The organism is Pseudonocardia sp. (assembly GCF_025465255.1).
In the GTDB taxonomy this organism is placed as follows: domain Bacteria; phylum Actinomycetota; class Actinomycetes; order Mycobacteriales; family Pseudonocardiaceae; genus Pseudonocardia.
The window spans coordinates 40,416-55,556 of record NZ_JAODNI010000208.1; the positions used below are offsets into that span (position 1 = coordinate 40,416).

Annotated in this window: 15 protein-coding genes and 2 pseudogenes; 12 read left to right on the forward strand and 5 right to left on the reverse strand. The window is 73.5% G+C overall.

Translation table 11 applies throughout. The features are described from left to right. Positions 1 to 23: 23 nt before the first annotated feature. The 4 genes from JWP64_RS25925 (at position 24) to JWP64_RS25940 (ending at position 6,209) form a co-directional block, all read left to right on the forward strand. Positions 24 to 2,615, forward strand: a complete 2,592-nt coding sequence (locus tag JWP64_RS25925; protein ID WP_297502308.1) for a PEP/pyruvate-binding domain-containing protein — start codon at positions 24 to 26, stop codon at positions 2,613 to 2,615. Positions 2,616 to 2,693: 78 nt separating this feature from the next. Next, on the forward strand, positions 2,694 to 3,710 hold the full coding sequence (locus JWP64_RS25930) for an aldo/keto reductase family protein (protein ID WP_297502310.1): 1,017 nt from the start codon (positions 2,694 to 2,696) through the stop codon (positions 3,708 to 3,710). Between the two features lie 226 nt (positions 3,711 to 3,936). Next, complete coding sequence (locus JWP64_RS25935; protein WP_297502312.1) at positions 3,937 to 5,256, forward strand: HAMP domain-containing sensor histidine kinase; 1,320 nt, start codon at positions 3,937 to 3,939, stop codon at positions 5,254 to 5,256. A 71-nt stretch (positions 5,257 to 5,327) separates the two neighbouring features. Next, positions 5,328 to 6,209, forward strand: a complete 882-nt coding sequence (locus tag JWP64_RS25940) for an alkaline phosphatase family protein (RefSeq protein ID WP_297502313.1) — start codon at positions 5,328 to 5,330, stop codon at positions 6,207 to 6,209. A 213-nt stretch (positions 6,210 to 6,422) separates the two neighbouring features. Here the strand turns inward: JWP64_RS25940 and JWP64_RS25945 are convergent. Next, positions 6,423 to 6,743, reverse strand: a pseudogene (locus JWP64_RS25945) (Lsr2 family protein); the annotation flags it as partial. 945 nt (positions 6,744 to 7,688) lie between these two features. Further along, complete coding sequence (locus JWP64_RS25950; RefSeq protein ID WP_297502315.1) at positions 7,689 to 8,168, reverse strand: CinA family protein; 480 nt, start codon at positions 8,166 to 8,168, stop codon at positions 7,689 to 7,691. A gap of 74 nt (positions 8,169 to 8,242) precedes the next feature. On the opposite strand from JWP64_RS25950, the gene JWP64_RS25955 reads away from it, so the two are divergent. Further along, positions 8,243 to 9,211: an SDR family oxidoreductase gene (locus JWP64_RS25955; RefSeq protein WP_297502317.1), complete on the forward strand. Its 969-nt coding sequence runs from the start codon at positions 8,243 to 8,245 to the stop codon at positions 9,209 to 9,211. 46 nt (positions 9,212 to 9,257) lie between these two features. Then, positions 9,258 to 9,701: an SRPBCC family protein gene (locus JWP64_RS25960; RefSeq protein WP_297502319.1), complete on the forward strand. Its 444-nt coding sequence runs from the start codon at positions 9,258 to 9,260 to the stop codon at positions 9,699 to 9,701. A gap of 189 nt (positions 9,702 to 9,890) precedes the next feature. Here the strand turns inward: JWP64_RS25960 and JWP64_RS31695 are convergent, their stop codons facing one another. Then, positions 9,891 to 10,052, reverse strand: coding sequence for a DUF2382 domain-containing protein (locus tag JWP64_RS31695; protein ID WP_366890603.1), 162 nt, complete (start codon positions 10,050 to 10,052; stop codon positions 9,891 to 9,893). Then, positions 10,049 to 10,873: a PRC and DUF2382 domain-containing protein gene (locus JWP64_RS25965; protein ID WP_366890605.1), complete on the reverse strand. Its 825-nt coding sequence runs from the start codon at positions 10,871 to 10,873 to the stop codon at positions 10,049 to 10,051. The genes JWP64_RS31695 and JWP64_RS25965 overlap by 4 nt, the downstream gene beginning before the upstream one ends. A 279-nt stretch (positions 10,874 to 11,152) precedes the next feature. Between JWP64_RS25965 and JWP64_RS25970 the strand changes: the two genes are divergently transcribed. Then, positions 11,153 to 11,290 carry a hypothetical protein gene (locus tag JWP64_RS25970; RefSeq protein WP_297502321.1) on the forward strand — a complete coding sequence of 46 codons (138 nt, stop codon included), beginning with the start codon at positions 11,153 to 11,155 and terminating at the stop codon, positions 11,288 to 11,290. A gap of 127 nt (positions 11,291 to 11,417) precedes the next feature. On the opposite strand, the gene JWP64_RS25975 is transcribed toward JWP64_RS25970, so the two are convergent. Next, a complete protein-coding gene (locus tag JWP64_RS25975) occupies positions 11,418 to 11,972 on the reverse strand; it encodes a DNA starvation/stationary phase protection protein (protein WP_297502323.1) in 555 nt (184 codons plus the stop codon). Positions 11,973 to 12,291: 319 nt separating this feature from the next. Here JWP64_RS25975 and JWP64_RS25980 point away from each other — a divergent pair, with 319 nt between their 5' ends. The 5 genes and pseudogenes from JWP64_RS25980 to JWP64_RS26000 form a co-directional block, all read left to right on the forward strand. Further along, on the forward strand, positions 12,292 to 12,447 hold the full coding sequence (locus JWP64_RS25980) for a hypothetical protein (protein WP_297502324.1): 156 nt from the start codon (positions 12,292 to 12,294) through the stop codon (positions 12,445 to 12,447). Positions 12,448 to 12,572: 125 nt separating this feature from the next. Then, positions 12,573 to 12,815: an ANTAR domain-containing protein gene (locus JWP64_RS31700; RefSeq protein ID WP_366890608.1), complete on the forward strand. Its 243-nt coding sequence runs from the start codon at positions 12,573 to 12,575 to the stop codon at positions 12,813 to 12,815. 47 nt (positions 12,816 to 12,862) lie between these two features. Further along, positions 12,863 to 13,312: a DUF2243 domain-containing protein gene (locus JWP64_RS25990; protein WP_297502326.1), complete on the forward strand. Its 450-nt coding sequence runs from the start codon at positions 12,863 to 12,865 to the stop codon at positions 13,310 to 13,312. Further along, positions 13,309 to 14,091 carry a cytochrome c oxidase assembly protein gene (locus tag JWP64_RS25995; protein WP_297502328.1) on the forward strand — a complete coding sequence of 261 codons (783 nt, stop codon included), beginning with the start codon at positions 13,309 to 13,311 and terminating at the stop codon, positions 14,089 to 14,091. The genes JWP64_RS25990 and JWP64_RS25995 overlap by 4 nt, the downstream gene beginning before the upstream one ends. A gap of 290 nt (positions 14,092 to 14,381) precedes the next feature. Further along, a pseudogene (locus tag JWP64_RS26000) lies at positions 14,382 to 15,141 on the forward strand (glycogen debranching enzyme); the annotation flags it as partial.

Below are 15,141 nucleotides of genomic sequence, written 5' to 3' on the forward strand. Positions count from 1 at the left end.
GCCTGTTGAGATAAGCTCGGTCGATGACGGTCCTCGACCTCGACGGTCCCGACGCGCGCCACCCGGGTCTCGTCGGTGGCAAGGCAGCCAATCTCGCCGAGCTGCGTGCTGCGGGGTTCGACGTCCCGTCCGGGTTCTGCGTCACCACGGACGCGTACCGGCGGGCGGCGGACGCCGCGGGACTCGACGAGGTGCTGGGTCGCGCCGAGGACGCCGCGCTCGCCGCCGCGGCCAGGAAGGCGCTGCTCGCGGTCCCGATCGCGCCGGACGTCGAGGCCGCGGTGGCCGAGGCGTACGAGCGGCTCGGCGACCGGGTGCCCGTCGCGGTCCGGTCCTCGGCCACCGCGGAGGATCTGCCGTCGGCCAGCTTCGCCGGCCAGCAGGACACCTACCTCAACGTCGTCGGCACCGAGGCGGTGCTCGACGCCGTACGCCGGTGCTGGGCCTCCCTGTGGACCGATCGGGCCGCGTCCTACCGCGCGTCCGCCGGGATCGACGGGCACGAGGTGGCGCTGGCGGTGGTGGTGCAGCGGATGGCGGACGCGCGGGTCGCGGGCGTGCTGTTCACCGCGGACCCGGTGTCCGGGCGCCGCACGCGTTCCGTGATCGACGCGAGCCCGGGGCTCGGCGAAGCCGTGGTCTCGGGGGCGGTCAACCCCGACCACGTGGTCGTCGAGGGCTCGACGATCGACTACCGGCCCGGGGACAAGGCCGTCGAGGTGCGGGCTGTACCGGGCGGCGGGACCGAGCAGGTCGCCGGCAGTGATCGCCGTGGCGAGCGCGCGCTGACCGACGACGAGGTCCGGGCGCTGGTCGCCCTCGGCCGCCGGGTCGAGGCCCACTACGGCGCCCCGCAGGACATCGAGTGGGCGATCGACACCGCCGGCGCGGTCCGGCTGACCCAGTCGCGGCCTATCACCACGCTGCATCCGCTCCCGGAACCGAGCGGCCCGGGGCTGCGGGCCTACCTGTGCCTCAGCCTCGCGCAGGGCCTGACCCGGCCGATCACCCCCATGGGCATCGCCGCGTTCCGGGTGATCGGCGCGGCCGGCTCGCGTCTGGGGTTCGGGATCCCGGCGGACGAGCTCGCGGGTCCCTCGGCGCTGGCCGTCGCCGGCGGGCGGGTCTTCGTCGACGTCACAGCGGCCCTGCGCAACGCCGTCGGCCGCAGGATCGTCCCGCGGATCCTCGACGTGATGGAGGCCCGCTCCGCCGTGGTCCTCCGGAAGCTGATGGACGAGCCCGCGTTCGCCGTGCGCACGCGGTCCCCGTGGTCGTTCGCCCGCCGGGTGCTGCGCGTGCTCGTCCGGTACCGCGTCCCGCTGCAGATCGGGCGGGCCCTGGCGGCCCCGGCCGCGGCGCGGCGGCGCGTCCGGCGGGTCGGCGACGGTCTGACGGCGGCTCTCCCGCCCGCCACAACCGGCCTGGAACGGCACGACCGCGCCCTCGCCCTGCTCGGCCGGGTCTTCCCCGTACTGCCGACCGTCGCCCCCGTCGCCGGGGCCGGATTCCTCGCGCTCGGACTCGCCCGCGCCCTCGCCGGCCCCGAGATCGACGCGCGGACCACCCACGACCTGCTGCGCTCGCTCCCCCACAACGTCACCACCGAGATGGACCTCGAGCTCTGGCAGGTCGCCGTCCGCCTGCGCGCCGACGACCCGTCGGTCGCCCGGCTGCGCGCCGGCTCCGGTCCGCTGCCCGAGCTGCTGCGCGACGAGCTCGACCGGTTCCTCCGCCGTCACGGGCACCGGGCCGTCGCCGAGATCGACATCGGCGTGCCGCGCTGGCGCGACGACCCCTCCTACGTCCTCGGCGTGCTGGCCGGCTATCTCCGGCTCGCCATCGACGGCGACCGCGCGTCGACCCCCGACGCGATGTTCGCCCGCGGTGCCGCGGCCGCCGAGAAGGCCGTCGCCGACGTCGTCGCACGGGTGCGGCGGCGCTCCCGGCCCCGCGCCCTCGTCGTCGGCTGGGCCCTGCAGCGGACGCGGGAGCTCGCCGGGCTGCGGGAGACGCACAAGGACCACCTGGTCCGCCTGATCGCCGCCGCGCGGACCGACCTCGTCGCCGTCGGGGCCGAGCTGGCCGGGCGCGGGCTGCTCGCGGAGGCCGACGACGTCTTCTTCCTCGATCTCGCGGAGGCGCGGTCGGCGCTGCTCGGGGCCGACCACCGCGACGTCGTCGCGCAGCGCCGGGAGGACCACGCGCGGGAGCTGCGGCGTCGCCACGTCCCGCGGGTCCTGCTCTCCGACGGCACCGAGCCCGAGGCCCTCTCCGCACCGGCGGCGGGCGACGGCGCCCTCGTCGGCACCCCCGCGTCGGCCGGCGAGGTCACCGGCCTCGCGCGCGTCGTCCTCGACCCCGCCGACGCGCACCTCGAACCCGGGGAGATCCTCGTCGTGCCCTCCACCGATCCGGGCTGGACGCCGCTGTTCCTCACCGCGGGCGGGCTCGTGATGGAGATGGGCGGCGCCAACTCCCACGGCGCGGTCGTCGCCCGCGAGTACGGCATCCCCGCCGTCGTCGGGGTCCCCGACGCGACCGGCGTGATCACCACCGGACAGCGGATCACGGTCGACGGCGCCGCCGGGTCGGTCCTGCTCACCCCCGCATAGGGACCGGCCCCGTCCTCGCGCCTCCCGGCCCGCCCGCCCGACGCGACCCGTGGCCCGGGCGGGTGCAGGATCGGCCCCATGGAATTCCGTCACCTCGGCCGCTCCGGAATACAGATCTCCGAGATCACCTACGGCAACTGGCTCACCCACGGGTCCCAGGTGCAGAACGACGTCGCGACGGCGTGCGTCCGCGCCGCCCTGGACAGCGGCATCACCAGCTTCGACACCGCCGACGCCTACGCCAACGGCAAGGCGGAGGAGGTCCTCGGCGCGGCGCTCAAGGGCGAACGACGCGAGTCCCTCGAGGTCTTCACGAAGGTGTACTGGCCGGTCGGCCCGGATCCCAAGGGCAAGAACGACACCGGTCTGTCCCGCAAGCACATGATGGAGTCGATCGACGGCAGCCTCCGCCGGCTGCAGATGGAGTACGTCGACCTCTACCAGGCCCACCGCTACGACGCCTTCACCCCGCTCGAGGAGACGATGCAGGCCTTCGCCGACATCGTGCGCGCGGGGAAGGCGCTCTACGTCGGCGTCAGCGAGTGGACCGCCGAACAGATCCGCGCCGCGCACGCCCTCGCCGTCGACCTCGGGATCTCGCTCGTCTCCAACCAGCCGCAGTACTCGATGCTCTGGCGGGTGATCGAGGACGAGGTCGTCCCGACCTGCGAGGAGCTCGGGATCGGCCAGATCGTCTGGTCGCCGATCGCCCAGGGCGTACTGACCGGCAAGTACAAGCCCGGGCAGCCGCTCCCGGAGGGTTCTCGGGCCACGGACGAGAAGGGCGGCGCGGACATGATCAGCCGCTACCTGAACGACGACACGCTGACCCGCGTCCAGGAGCTCGGGCCGATCGCGGGCGACCTGGGCCTGTCGCTGTCCCAGCTGGCCGTCGCGTGGGTGCTGCAGAACCGCAACGTCTCCGCAGCCCTGGTGGGCGCCTCCCGCCCGGAGCAGGTGGCCGAGAACGCGAAGGCCGCCGGCGTGTCCATCCCGGCAGACGCGATGAAGCGGATCGACGAGGTCCTCGGCGACGTCGTCACCCGGGACCCGCGGCTCGTCGCGCGCTCCACGCCGCAGACCCGGCCGGTCTGAGACCAGGAGCCCCTCCTGCCACGACGACCCGCTCTGGCGCCGGGGGAGCTCGACCACCTCGTCGACGACCTCGCTGCACCAGCGGGCGGCGAGCCGTGTCGAGCTCTCCCGGCGGCGGCGGGGACCGTACTGTTCGCGCCGGTCACGGTCCCGCTGATCGCCGTGCCGCACGGCGTCGAACCGGTCGACCCGCACCGAGGCCACTCCACCGAGCCGAACCAGGGACATGCGCAGACGCATCATCGTGCTCACCCTCGCGGCCGCCGTCCTGGCGATCGCCCTGTTCGGGCTGCCGCTGGCCGGGATCGTCGTCAAGTACCTCGCCGACGACGAGCGGAGCGAGCTCGACCAGGTCGCCAGCGTCGCCGCGCTGACCGTCGCCGTCGATCTCGCCCGCGGCCGGGACCCGCAGCTGCCCACCTCGGCCGAGCGTGCCGACGTCGCCCTCTACGACCGCGCCGGCACCCGCGTCCTCGGCACCGGCCCGGACACCGCGGACCGGTCCGTCTCCGAGGTGCTCTCCCGGGCCGCGCAGGACACCGACGACGACGGGGTCGTCGCGGTCCCCGTGATCGGCGACGACCCCCGCGCCGGCGCCATCCGCGTCTCCAGCTCGCCCGCCGAGGTCTACCTCCAGGTCGCGCTGGTCTGGGCGGCGATGCTCGCGCTCGCCGCCACGGCGCTGACGGCGGTGTGGGTGGTCGCCCGGCGCCAGGCCGGGCGGCTCGCCGGGCCGCTCGAACAGCTCTCCACCGCTGCCCGCCGCCTCGGCGACGGCGACTTCACCGCACGCGCCCCGCGGGTCGGCATCACCGAGATCGACTCCGTCGGCGCCGACCTGGACACCACCGCCTACCGGCTCGGCGCCCTCGTCGCCCGCGAACGGGCCTTCTCCGCCGACGCCTCCCATCAGCTGCGCACCCCGCTGGCCGGGCTGCGGCTCAGCCTCGAGTCCGCCCTGGAGGACCCCGAGGCCGACCCCCGGGCCGCCATGGTCGTCGCCGTGCGGGCCGCCGACGGGCTCCAGCGCACCGTCGAGGACCTCCTCGCCCTCGCCCGCGACACGAGGACCGACCGCACCGAGCTCGATCTCGGCGCCCTCCTCGACGACCTCGGCCAGCACTGGCGGCCGCTGCTGACCTCGTCCGGGCGCGATCTGCGGGTCGCCGTCGAACCCGGGCTGCCGGTGGCCGTGGCGTCGACCGCGGCGATCCGCCAGGTCCTGGCCGTGCTCGTCGACAACGCCGTCCGCCACGGTGGCGGCGAGGTCACCCTCACCGTCCGCGACGCGGGGGGTGCGATCGCGCTCGACGTGGCCGACCGGGGACCCGGCATCCCCGTTCCGGCCGCGGACCTGTTCGCCCGCCGGTCCGGGCGCGCCGACGGGCACGGGATCGGTCTCGCCCTGGCCCGGACCCTCGCCGAGGCCGAGGGGGGCCGGCTGGCCCTGACCCGCTCGTCGCCACCGACGTTCACCCTGCTGCTCCCGACACGTGCGGCCGCACCCGGCGTCCTCCGTTCCGATGAGGACTGCAACCCGACCTGATGACGGAGGCAGCCGGGCGACGGCGGCGGGGCCAGTATCGACGGGGCACGAAGAGGGAGACCATGATCAGGATGCGTTCAGCCGTACCGGCGCTGCTCGCGGTGTTCGCCACCGCGGTGCTCTCCGCATGCACCGGCCCCGCCCCCGGTGTCGCGGTCACCGGCGCGGCCGACACCACCCCGGCCACGCCGGCCCGGCCGGACCATGTGGTGATCGTCATGCTGGAGAACAAGGACGAGGGCGACGCCCTGCGGGAGGGCCACTACCTCGCCTCCCTCGCCCGGTCCGGCGCGTCCTTGACCGACATGCACGCCGAGACCCACCCCAGCCAGCCCAACTACGTGGCGCTGTTCTCCGGGGACACCCACGGCGTCACCGACGACAGCTGCCCCCACACCTCGGACGCACCGAACTTGGCCGGCGAGCTCGTCGACGCCGGGTACACCTTCGCCGGCTACTCCGAAGACCTGCCCGAGCCGGGGTACACCGGCTGCGAGCACGACGGCTACGCCCGCAAGCACAGCCCCTGGACGAACTTCAGCAGCGTGCCCGCCTCGGCGAACCAGCCGCTCGACGCGATGCCGACGGACTACTCGACCCTGCCGACGGTTTCCTTCGTCATCCCGAACCTGTGCCACGACATGCACGACTGCTCAATCGCGGAGGGTGACGCCTGGCTGCGCGACAACCTCGCCCCGTACGCGACCTGGGCCCGCACGCACAACAGCCTGCTCCTCGTGTCCTTCGACGAGTCCGAGTCCAAGCACGACTCCGACAACCACATCGCCACCGTCGCGGTGGGTGAGCGGGTCTCCCCCGGTCCGGTCACCGAGCGCGCCGACCACTACGGGCTGCTGCGCACGCTCGAGGACCTCTACGGGCTCCCGGCCCTCGGCCACAGCGCGGACGCCGCCGCGATCCCCGCGCTCTGGAGCGCCTCTCCGGCCGGGTAGACGCGCCCCGACCGGGTCCGGGGCGCCGTCCGGATGAGAACGGCCGAGGGGCCGGGGGAACGCCCCGGCCCCTCGGTCACGACCTGCTCAGGCGTCGGCCTTCTCCGCGGCCTTCCGCCGGGGCCGGCGCTTCGGCTTGGCCTCCGCCTCGACGGTGGTGGTCTCGACCTCCACGGGCGTCGCGTCCGTGGAAGACGCCGTGCCCCGGTTCTCGTAGGCCTCGATCACCGCCGACGGGATGCGGCCGCGCGGAGCGACCTCGAACCCGTTCGCGCTCGCCCACTCCCTGATCGCCGCGGTCTCCTCACGGGAACGCGCCGATCGCGCGAAGCTCTTCGGGCGAGCGACCGCGGACCCACCACCGGCCCGCCTCGCCGCCCCCACGAACGGAGCGAGGGCATCCCGCAACTCCGCAGCGTGTGCCGCGTTCAGATCGATCTCGAACGCCTTGCCGTCGAGCGTGAACTCGATCGACTCATCCGCATCACCCCCGTCGATGTCGTCGACGAGACGCACTTCTGTGACTCTGGCCATATCTATTCCGTTCTGAGATGCGCGGGTATTTCCTGCTCGATTCTCCACACCTTTCAGGAATTGTCGAGCGCGACACCGCCATCAGGTGGTCGGGGCCCCGTTCGTCGGAGACGGGAGGCTCCCGGCGTCCGGACCAGGAGCGACGACCCTAGGACGACGGATCCGCGTGCCCCTCGCCGCCGAACTCCCGGGCAGGGCCTCGGCCTTGGTGGGCCCGCGGGGACGCCGACCCCGGGTCACCGGCGCACCTCCCGTCGGCGTGTGGCCCCGGCAGGTGCCCGCCGAACGCCGTTGTCATCACGATGCCGGAAATCGTTGTCCGCCCCGGTGCCCGGAAACCACCGAGCCGGGCCCGAGAAAGCGACGGGGCACGCCGACGCCGTGCGGAAGGCTCACCGGGCCGCGAATCGCGAGCGGTCCCCCGCCGTTCGTGGACCCCGCCGGCACCCGGCGCGCCCGCGACGCCGGGATCGTCTGGATCGGCGAGGTGCACGTGGCGAACCGCGCCGAGCGGATATGGCACCCTCGTCCGGTCGCGCCGACGTCAGAGGTTCAGCCCTGTGCTCCTGAGGTCCTGCTCCCAGCCGCGGCGCTTCCCGCAAGTCGGTGCCCTCCCGGGCGACGACCTGGGCCCCTGAGATCGGAAGACCGCGAGCGCGGTCGAGAAGGGACGCCATGATCGTCACCGCCGCGCGCGAGGCGGCCCGGCGCGACGTCGAGCTGCGCGGGGTCACCGGTCCGGGCAACCGCGCCGTCATCCGCGCTCTCGAGGTCACGGGCGTCTCCGAGGCCGTCCCGTGTTTCCCCACCGCGGAAGGGCCGAACGGCGCTGAGGTCCGGGACCCGCCGCGGCGGCCGCGCTCCCGGCGCAGCGCCCGGCCGCTCACCCCCGCGCGCGAATCCGTCCGCGTTCGCGAAGTCCACTGGCGGCGCGGCCGGCGGTCCTCAGCCCGACCGGAAGCGGCCGGCCAGCAGTTCGAGGGCGGCTTCCGCCGCACCGACGCAGATCTCCTCCGGCTCCCCGTCGAGATCCCGGTCGACGACCACGCAGTCGACGCCGTCGTCGACCGCGAGGAACACCGTGCCCGGCGGTCGCCCGTCCTGGGGGTCGGGGCCCCCGGCCCCGGTCACCGCCACGGCGACGTCCGCGCCCAGGAGGCGTCGGACCTCGCGGGCCATGGCGCGGGCGGCGGGCGCGCTGACCACCGGCCCCTCGGGTACGTGCAGCACCTCGTGCTTGACCTCGCTCGAGTAGGCCACGAGCGAGCCGCGGAACCACTCGGACGCATCCTCGGCCGCGGCCAGGGCCGAGGAGATCATGCCGCCGGTCAGCGACTCCGCCACCGCCACCGTGCGTCCCGCCGCCGAGGCGGATCCGGCGATCTCCGCGGCGAGCCGGTCCAGTTCGGACTTCTCCGTGCTCATGACCACCCATACCCCGATTCGCGCGCATCCATCCGAGCCGGCATGAGCCGGCCCGCTCGGGGTACTGCCGGGGCATGCGGATCAAGGGCTGTGTCACGGTGGTGACCGGCGCGTCGAGCGGCATCGGCCGGGCGACGGCGCTCGCCCTGGCCCGCCGGGGCGCGAGACTCGTGCTCGTGGCCAGGGACGCGGAGGCACTGGGCGTGGTCGCCGTCCAGTGCACCTCCCTCGGCGGGACGGCCGCGGTGGTGCCGGCGGACGTCACCGACGCCGCTGCCGTGGACCGGGCCGCCGAGATCGCGGTGCAGCGCTTCGGCCGGGTGGACGCGTGGGTCAACGCGGCCTCGGTCATCGCGTTCGGGTCGTTCCTCGACGTCCCCCTGGCGGACACCCGCCGGGTCCTGGACGTGAACGTGATGGGAGCCGTCCACGGCTGTCGGGCGGCCCTGCCCCGGATGATCGAGCGCAACCGCGGCGTCGTCGTCACCGTCTCGTCCATCCTCGGCGTGATCGCCCAGCCCTACGGCTCGTCCTACGCGATGTCGAAGTTCGCGCTGCGGGGACTCGGGGGGAGCCTGCGCGAGGAGCTCCGGCTGGCCGGTGTGCGGGGGGTCAAGGTGTGCACGGTCCTGCCGGCCGCCATCGACACCCCCATCTGGCGCGACGCCGCGAACCACACAGGGCGACGAGCGCGCGCGATCCCGCCGGTCTACGCGCCGGAGCGGGTCGCCCGCATCATCGTGAACCAGATCCGGTTCCCGCGCCGCGAGGTCGTGGCCGGCGGGCTGCTGGGACGGGCGTTGCTGGCGCAGTACAAGATCTCCCCGGGTTCGGCCGAACGCCTCCTCGCACGTGACGTGGAACATCTAGGCTTCTCCCGGGAGCCCGTCCCGACGAGCCCCGGCAACCTGTACCGGCCCGCTCGCGGTCCGCGTGAGGTCCACGGTGGATGGCACGGCCGGCGCCGGGAACGCACCAGGCGGCTCCTCGGGCTCGGGGCCCTCGGGGTCCTCTCCGCCGTCGTCCGCCGGCGGGCGGGATGACCCGCCGGCGTCCTTCCGTCCGACGTCACCGCCCGAGGGAGCGAACATGATCGAGGTCAGTCGCGTGATCCCGACCGATCCGGACCGGGTCTTCGCGGTCCTTGCCGACGGTTGGTCCTATCCACTGTGGGTCGTCGGCGCGACGCACATGCGCTCGGTCGACCCGGACTGGCCCGCGGTCGGGTCGAAGCTGCATCACAGCGTCGGAATCTGGCCCCTGCAGATCGAGGACAGCACGGAGGTCCTCGCGGTCGAGCCCGGGCGGATGCTCGAACTCCACGCCCGGGCCTGGCCCGCGGGAGCGGCCCGTGTCCGGATCACGCTCGACCCCGTTCCGGAGGGGACGCTGGTGACGATGGCCGAACGGAGCGAGAGCGGCCCCGCCCGGCTCGTCCCGTGGCCGATCGAGTCGTACCTGCTCAAGCTCCGCAACACCGAGTCCCTGGAGCGGTTGGCCGAGGTGGTGATGAACCGGGGCCCCGTGAAGTGAGATCCCGAATGGTCGGGGCGAGTTCTCCCGAGGCGATGGCGGAGCATTCGCTGAGTCGCCGAGAACGATTTCACCGCCCTCCCGGGAAAGCAGCGGAACGGGCCGTCGCGTGTTCCCGCAGGGCTTTCCACGTATCTGCGGCAGGGCCGTAGAGGCCCGGGAGCCGCCCGCGCGCCTCCCGGGCGAGGCTCAGCGGTTGCGGCCGTGCTCGAGCCCGGAGGTGTCGATCTCCTCCTTGCGGACCTCGCCGGAGACCTCACGCTCCTCGGTCACGGTCTCCTTGCCCAGCCGGACCCGCTCGACGGGCACGGCCTCGGACTCGGTGACCGGGCGCTCGGCGTGCAGCGTCACCTCGTGCTCCTCCTCCGAGATCGACGGCCGTCGACGGCCCGGCCGACGTTCCCGTCGGTGATCGGCTCTCGCTCGAGGCGGACCTCCTCGTGCGACACGGGCACCGTCTGCGTCACGTTCTCGGTGACCACGTACTTGCGCAGCCGCGCGCGCCCGGCCTCGGTCCGCTCGGTGCCCACGTGCAGCCGCTCCTCCGAGCGGGCCATCGCGTCGTCGGTGGTCGGGCCGGAGGTGTCGTGTCCGACCGCACCGGGCTCGTGACCGGCGGTCCTGCCGGCCTCGACGCCCTCCCTACGGTCGGCGCCGCGGCTCCGGTCCACGTCCCCGGCGACGCCGCCCCGGGGCGGGCCGGCCACGCCGTCCTCGACACCCTCCGCACCGAGCGCGACCTCGTCCCGCTCACCGCGGTCGTCCTCGATCCTCTCGTGCCGGCCCTCGGGGTGCCGGCCGCGCAGCGGGCCTCCCCCGGCGCCGCCGCCCACCTGTGCGGTCACCGTGTCGCCGCCGTACGGGATGCCGTAGTGCTCGAACAGCTCGATCTCCTGCTGCGGGCTCAGCTCCCGGTCGGGGTCGTGGTGCGGCGCCCCCTTGAGGGCGTCCTTGTCGAACGGCACCCGCAGCTCGTCGCCGGACACCTCCGCCGTCGCCAGCGGCACCAGGGAGATGTGGGTCCCGAACAGGCCGCTCTTCACCGCCGCCCATTCCGGGCGCTGGGTCTCGTTGTCGAGATAGACGCCGTCGACCTTCCCGAGCTTCTCCCCGCCTCGCCCGGTGACGGTGAGCCCGTGGATCGCGGTCGGGTCCTGGATGTTCGCAGCCATGTACACGTTCTCCTTTTCCGCCCGTCGTCTCGTCGCCGACGACGGGATCGCGTCCGGAAATCGGACGATGCCGAGGAATAGCCCGGCGACATCGGCCCACACCTGCCGGCACACATTTCCTGGAGCTATTTTTCGCGGGTTTCGCGGGTTCGCGGCGGTCGGGGGCGGGGACGCTGCGGGCCGCAGGCCCACGGGCCGGCGAGTGGATCACCGCGGGCCTTCACCCCGCGAATCGGACGGATCCGGCATGGTGCGGGGCAACGGGTGGTAGCCCGCACCATGACCGAACCACGCGACGATCCGGACACCGAGATCCTGACCGGCGACGGCCCGGGGAGCGACAGCGGGGAGGGCCCGGACAGCGACGCGGGCGAGGGTCCCGGCAGTGCCGGTGGTGAGGGCCCGGGCAGCGTCTGACGAGCCGCGCCCAGCGCGGTGTCGCTGCACGGACACGTCGGCGGGAGTGCTCCGTTCGTGCCGACGGAGCACTCCACAGCGATTCCGCGCGCGGGGCGGACCCGCCGGGAGATCCGCGGAACGGCCCTCAGGCCTTGCGGGCCGCCTCCGTCTCGGTGTTCGCGCCCCCCGTACGCAGGGTGCCGTCGGTGTTCTCCAGGTGGGCGCGGACGAACCACTGGAACTGCTCGAGGTCACCGGCCTGGCCGATGAGCAGGTCCTGGGTGACCGGGTCGGGATCCTCGGTCTTCGCGATCGCGTCCCGGTGTTCGGCGATGACGCCCGTGTACACGAGGTCCAGGGCCCCGAGGTGGGCGATCGCGTCGTCACGTCCGATCGAGTAGTCGTCCCAGCTCCGAGCGGCGACCAGGGCGCCGGGCGTACCGCAGGGCGAGCCCCCGAGGGTCGCGATGCGCTCGGCCACGTCGTCGACCATCTCCCGGACGCCGTCGACCTGCGGGTCGAGCATCGTGTGCACGGCGATGAAGTTCGGGCCGATCACGTTCCAGTGCGCGTGCTTGAGGGTCAGCGCGAGATCGTTCAGCGCGTTCAGCCGACCCTGCAGGATGTCGATGACGACGGCGGCGTCCTTCTCCTCCATGCCGGGGACGGTGTAGCTCACGGAACGTGATTCGGTGCTCATCGCGGACCTTTCTGACGGTCGTTCGCAGGGTGCTCAGGAGGACACCGGCCGGCCCGCGGATCGCCGGGTCGAGCCGGATGTTCGCAGCGGGCACCCCGGCCGGGGTCTCCACCGCACGGAGGGCCCACGAGGCGTGCTCGGTGCGCTCGGGGCCACGAAGCGCTGGTACCACCCGAGGTGCCGCACTAATCCCCCGAAGGCTCCCCGGCTCCGCCGGAGCACCCGGTGCTGCGCAGTCTCCCGCGCGCAGTTGCTCCGGCCGTCCGGAGTAAACCGCCGGCCGGCGGGTACCCGGCGCTCACACCGACGGAGGCCCCCCATGAGCACCCCCGAGCACGACGATCCGGACGAGGATCGGACACCCGAACGCCTTCCCCCCGAGGTCCAGGCCGAGGGCGAGGACCCGGCCGAGCCCATGGCCATGCCCCGCCCCGGCGCGCCGAGCCAGCCGATGGAACCGGACGAGGGCAGCTGACGCGGCCTCGGTCGCCTCGGCGCTGCGCAGCCTGCGATGGCTGGAGTTCGTGGCGGGACGAACCGGTCGTCCGCAGCTGGTCCGGTCGCGGCTCGGGCAGCCCTTGCTTCGCCGAGGAGAAGTCGATGTCGGTTCACGACAACGCTTCACGACCCGCCGTCGCCGTGCCGAACGGTGTCGCCGCGGAGTTCCTCGTGCTGGCCCACGAGCTCCTCGACGTCTCGACCGTCCACGAGGTCCTGGACCGCGTCATCGTCGCGGCGGCGAAGGCCGAGCTGGAGAAGGCGCAGCTGACCGAGGCGCTGCGCAGCCGCGACGCCATCGGCCAGGCCAAGGGGGTCCTCATGGAGCGCCGAGCCGACATCTGACCGCGGCCGGGGCCGGTTGCCCGCGCGCCCGCCGGGTAGCCCCGGGCATGGAACGAGCGTCACGGGCGAACCTGGTCTCCGGGATCCTGCTCGGCCTCGGTGTCGTCGCGTTCGTCGACGAGACGGTGTTCCACCAACTCCTGCACTGGCACCACTTCTACGACCGCTCGACGACCGGGGTCGGCCTGGTCTCCGACGGCCTGTTTCACGCCTTCAGCTGGTTCGCCACCGTGGCGGGCCTGTTCGGGGCCGCCCGCCTGCTCCGGGACCGCGCATTCCACGGCCGGCGCTTCCTCGGCGGCCTGCTCGCGGGCGCGGGGTTCTTCCAGCTCTACGACGGGATCGTGCAGCACAAGCTGCTCGGGCTCCACCAGATCCGCTACGGGGTCCCGCTCCTCGGCTACGACCTGGCCTGGAACATCCTGGCGGCGGGGATCCTGGTGGCGGGCGTGCTGCTCGTGTACACGACCCGTCCACGCTCGCGGGCCGCGACGTGAACCACCACCACGTCGGGCTCGTCCCTGACGGGACCGTCCAGGTCCTGCTGCCGGCCTGTGCGCTCGCCGGCTGGCTCGTCGCCGTCCGCGCCGCTCGCCGCCGCGGCCGGACCTGGCCCGCGACACGGACCGTGTCCTGGTCCCTCGGGCTGGCGTGCGCCGGAGTCGCCGTCGCCGGTCCCCTGGCCGCCGCCGGGCACGCGGACTTCCGGGCGCACATGACCGGTCACCTCCTGCTCGGGATGCTGGCCCCGCTGCTGGTGGTCTCGGCGCGGCCGGTGACGCTCGCCCTGTGCGCCCTCCCGGCACGGGACGCCCGCCGCCTCGCGGAGGTGCTGCGGTCGAGACCCGTCGCGATCCTCACCCATCCCGTCGTCGCCGCCGTCCTCGACGTCGGCGGGCTCTGGGTGGTCTACCGGACCGGGCTCTACCCGGCCGCGCACAGCCCGCTCGTCCAGGCGCACGTGTTCCTCGCCGGGGCGCTGTTCACGGCCTCGGTCGTCGGTCGCGACCCTGCCCCGCACCGCGCCGCGCTCGAGGTCCGGGCCGCGGTGCTCGTGGGCGTCATGGCCGCTCACGGGATCCTCGCCAAGTCCCTGTACGCCGGACCGCCGACGGGGGTCCCGGCCGCCCGGGCCGAGGCCGGGGCCCAGGTCATGTACTACGGGGGCGCCGTCGTCGAGCTCGCGCTGCTCGTGCTGCTGGGCGTCGAGTGGTACCGGTGGACGGGCCGGCGCACTCGGCATACGCCGATCCGACGGGTTCGTGCGCGAGGGTGACCGGGTGGACTCCGCCGGGCGGATGGTCGCCCACGACGAGGGTTCGCGCAGCACGTCGGCCTCGGCGCGTTCTCCGGTGCGAGCCAGCTGCGCCGTCAGGGAGCCCTCGTCGAGGTGGCGAAGGTCGACCTCCACAAGAGCCCCGCGTAGCCGATCCGGGCATCCGTAAACCTCCGGCGGCCGGTTCTCCCGCTGTGGCGATCGTCGCGCCGCCCTGGGTCGCGGGCCGTGGGCCCAGTCGATACAAAGACGTGCTCGCAGCTCCGTGGGCGTTCGTCGTGGAGGTCGCTTTGCACATCTGGCCCGGCTCGCCCTACCCGCTCGGCTCGTCGTTCGACGGCGGCGGTACCAACTTCGCGATCTTCTCCGAGGCCGCCGAGCGCATCGAGCTCTGCCTGTTCGACTCCGACGGCACCGAGACCCGCCTCGACCTCCCGGAGCGCAACGGCCTGGTCTGGCACGGGTACGTGCCCCGGGTGTGGCCCGGTCAGCGCTACGGCTACCGCGTGCACGGCCCCTACGAGCCGGCCGCCGGGCTGCGCTGCAACCCGTCCAAGCTGCTGCTCGACCCCTACTCGAGGGCTATCGACGGCCGGATCGAGTGGGGCCAGGCCCTGTTCTCCTACGACTTCGGGGACCCGGACTCCTTCAACGACGAGGACTCCGCGCCGCGGATGATGAAGTCGGTCGTCACCAACGACTTCTTCGACTGGGCCGACGACCGGCCGCTGCGCATCCCCTACAACGAGACGGTGATCTACGAGGCGCACGTCAAGGGCATGACGATGCGCCACCCGGACATCCCGGAGGACGTGCGCGGCACCTACGCCGGGATCTCGCACCCGGCGATGATCAAGCATCTGAAGAAGCTCGGGGTCACCGCGATCGAGCTCATGCCCGTGCACCAGTTCGTCGACGACTCGACCCTGCAGGACAAGGGCCTGTCGAACTACTGGGGCTACAACACCATCGGCTTCTTCGCCCCGCACAACGGCTACACCTGCTTCGGCACCCGGGGTGAGCAGGTTCAGGAGTTCAAGACGATGGTCC

What these genes read in the sequence shown, in the direction of transcription:
- JWP64_RS25925 (WP_297502308.1), top strand. Translation starts at nt 24, where the DNA reads ATGACGGTCCTCGACCTCGACGGTCCCGACGCGCGCCACCCGGGTCTC.
- JWP64_RS25930 (WP_297502310.1), top strand. Translation starts at nt 2,694, where the DNA reads ATGGAATTCCGTCACCTCGGCCGCTCCGGAATACAGATCTCCGAGATC.
- JWP64_RS25935 (WP_297502312.1), top strand. Translation starts at nt 3,937, where the DNA reads ATGCGCAGACGCATCATCGTGCTCACCCTCGCGGCCGCCGTCCTGGCG.
- JWP64_RS25940 (WP_297502313.1), top strand. Translation starts at nt 5,328, where the DNA reads ATGCGTTCAGCCGTACCGGCGCTGCTCGCGGTGTTCGCCACCGCGGTG.
- JWP64_RS25950 (WP_297502315.1), bottom strand. Translation starts at nt 8,168, where the DNA reads ATGAGCACGGAGAAGTCCGAACTGGACCGGCTCGCCGCGGAGATCGCC.
- JWP64_RS25955 (WP_297502317.1), top strand. Translation starts at nt 8,243, where the DNA reads ATGCGGATCAAGGGCTGTGTCACGGTGGTGACCGGCGCGTCGAGCGGC.
- JWP64_RS25960 (WP_297502319.1), top strand. Translation starts at nt 9,258, where the DNA reads ATGATCGAGGTCAGTCGCGTGATCCCGACCGATCCGGACCGGGTCTTC.
- JWP64_RS25965 (WP_366890605.1), bottom strand. Translation starts at nt 10,873, where the DNA reads ATGGCTGCGAACATCCAGGACCCGACCGCGATCCACGGGCTCACCGTC.
- JWP64_RS25970 (WP_297502321.1), top strand. Translation starts at nt 11,153, where the DNA reads ATGACCGAACCACGCGACGATCCGGACACCGAGATCCTGACCGGCGAC.
- JWP64_RS25975 (WP_297502323.1), bottom strand. Translation starts at nt 11,972, where the DNA reads ATGAGCACCGAATCACGTTCCGTGAGCTACACCGTCCCCGGCATGGAG.
- JWP64_RS25980 (WP_297502324.1), top strand. Translation starts at nt 12,292, where the DNA reads ATGAGCACCCCCGAGCACGACGATCCGGACGAGGATCGGACACCCGAA.
- JWP64_RS31700 (WP_366890608.1), top strand. Translation starts at nt 12,573, where the DNA reads ATGTCGGTTCACGACAACGCTTCACGACCCGCCGTCGCCGTGCCGAAC.
- JWP64_RS25990 (WP_297502326.1), top strand. Translation starts at nt 12,863, where the DNA reads ATGGAACGAGCGTCACGGGCGAACCTGGTCTCCGGGATCCTGCTCGGC.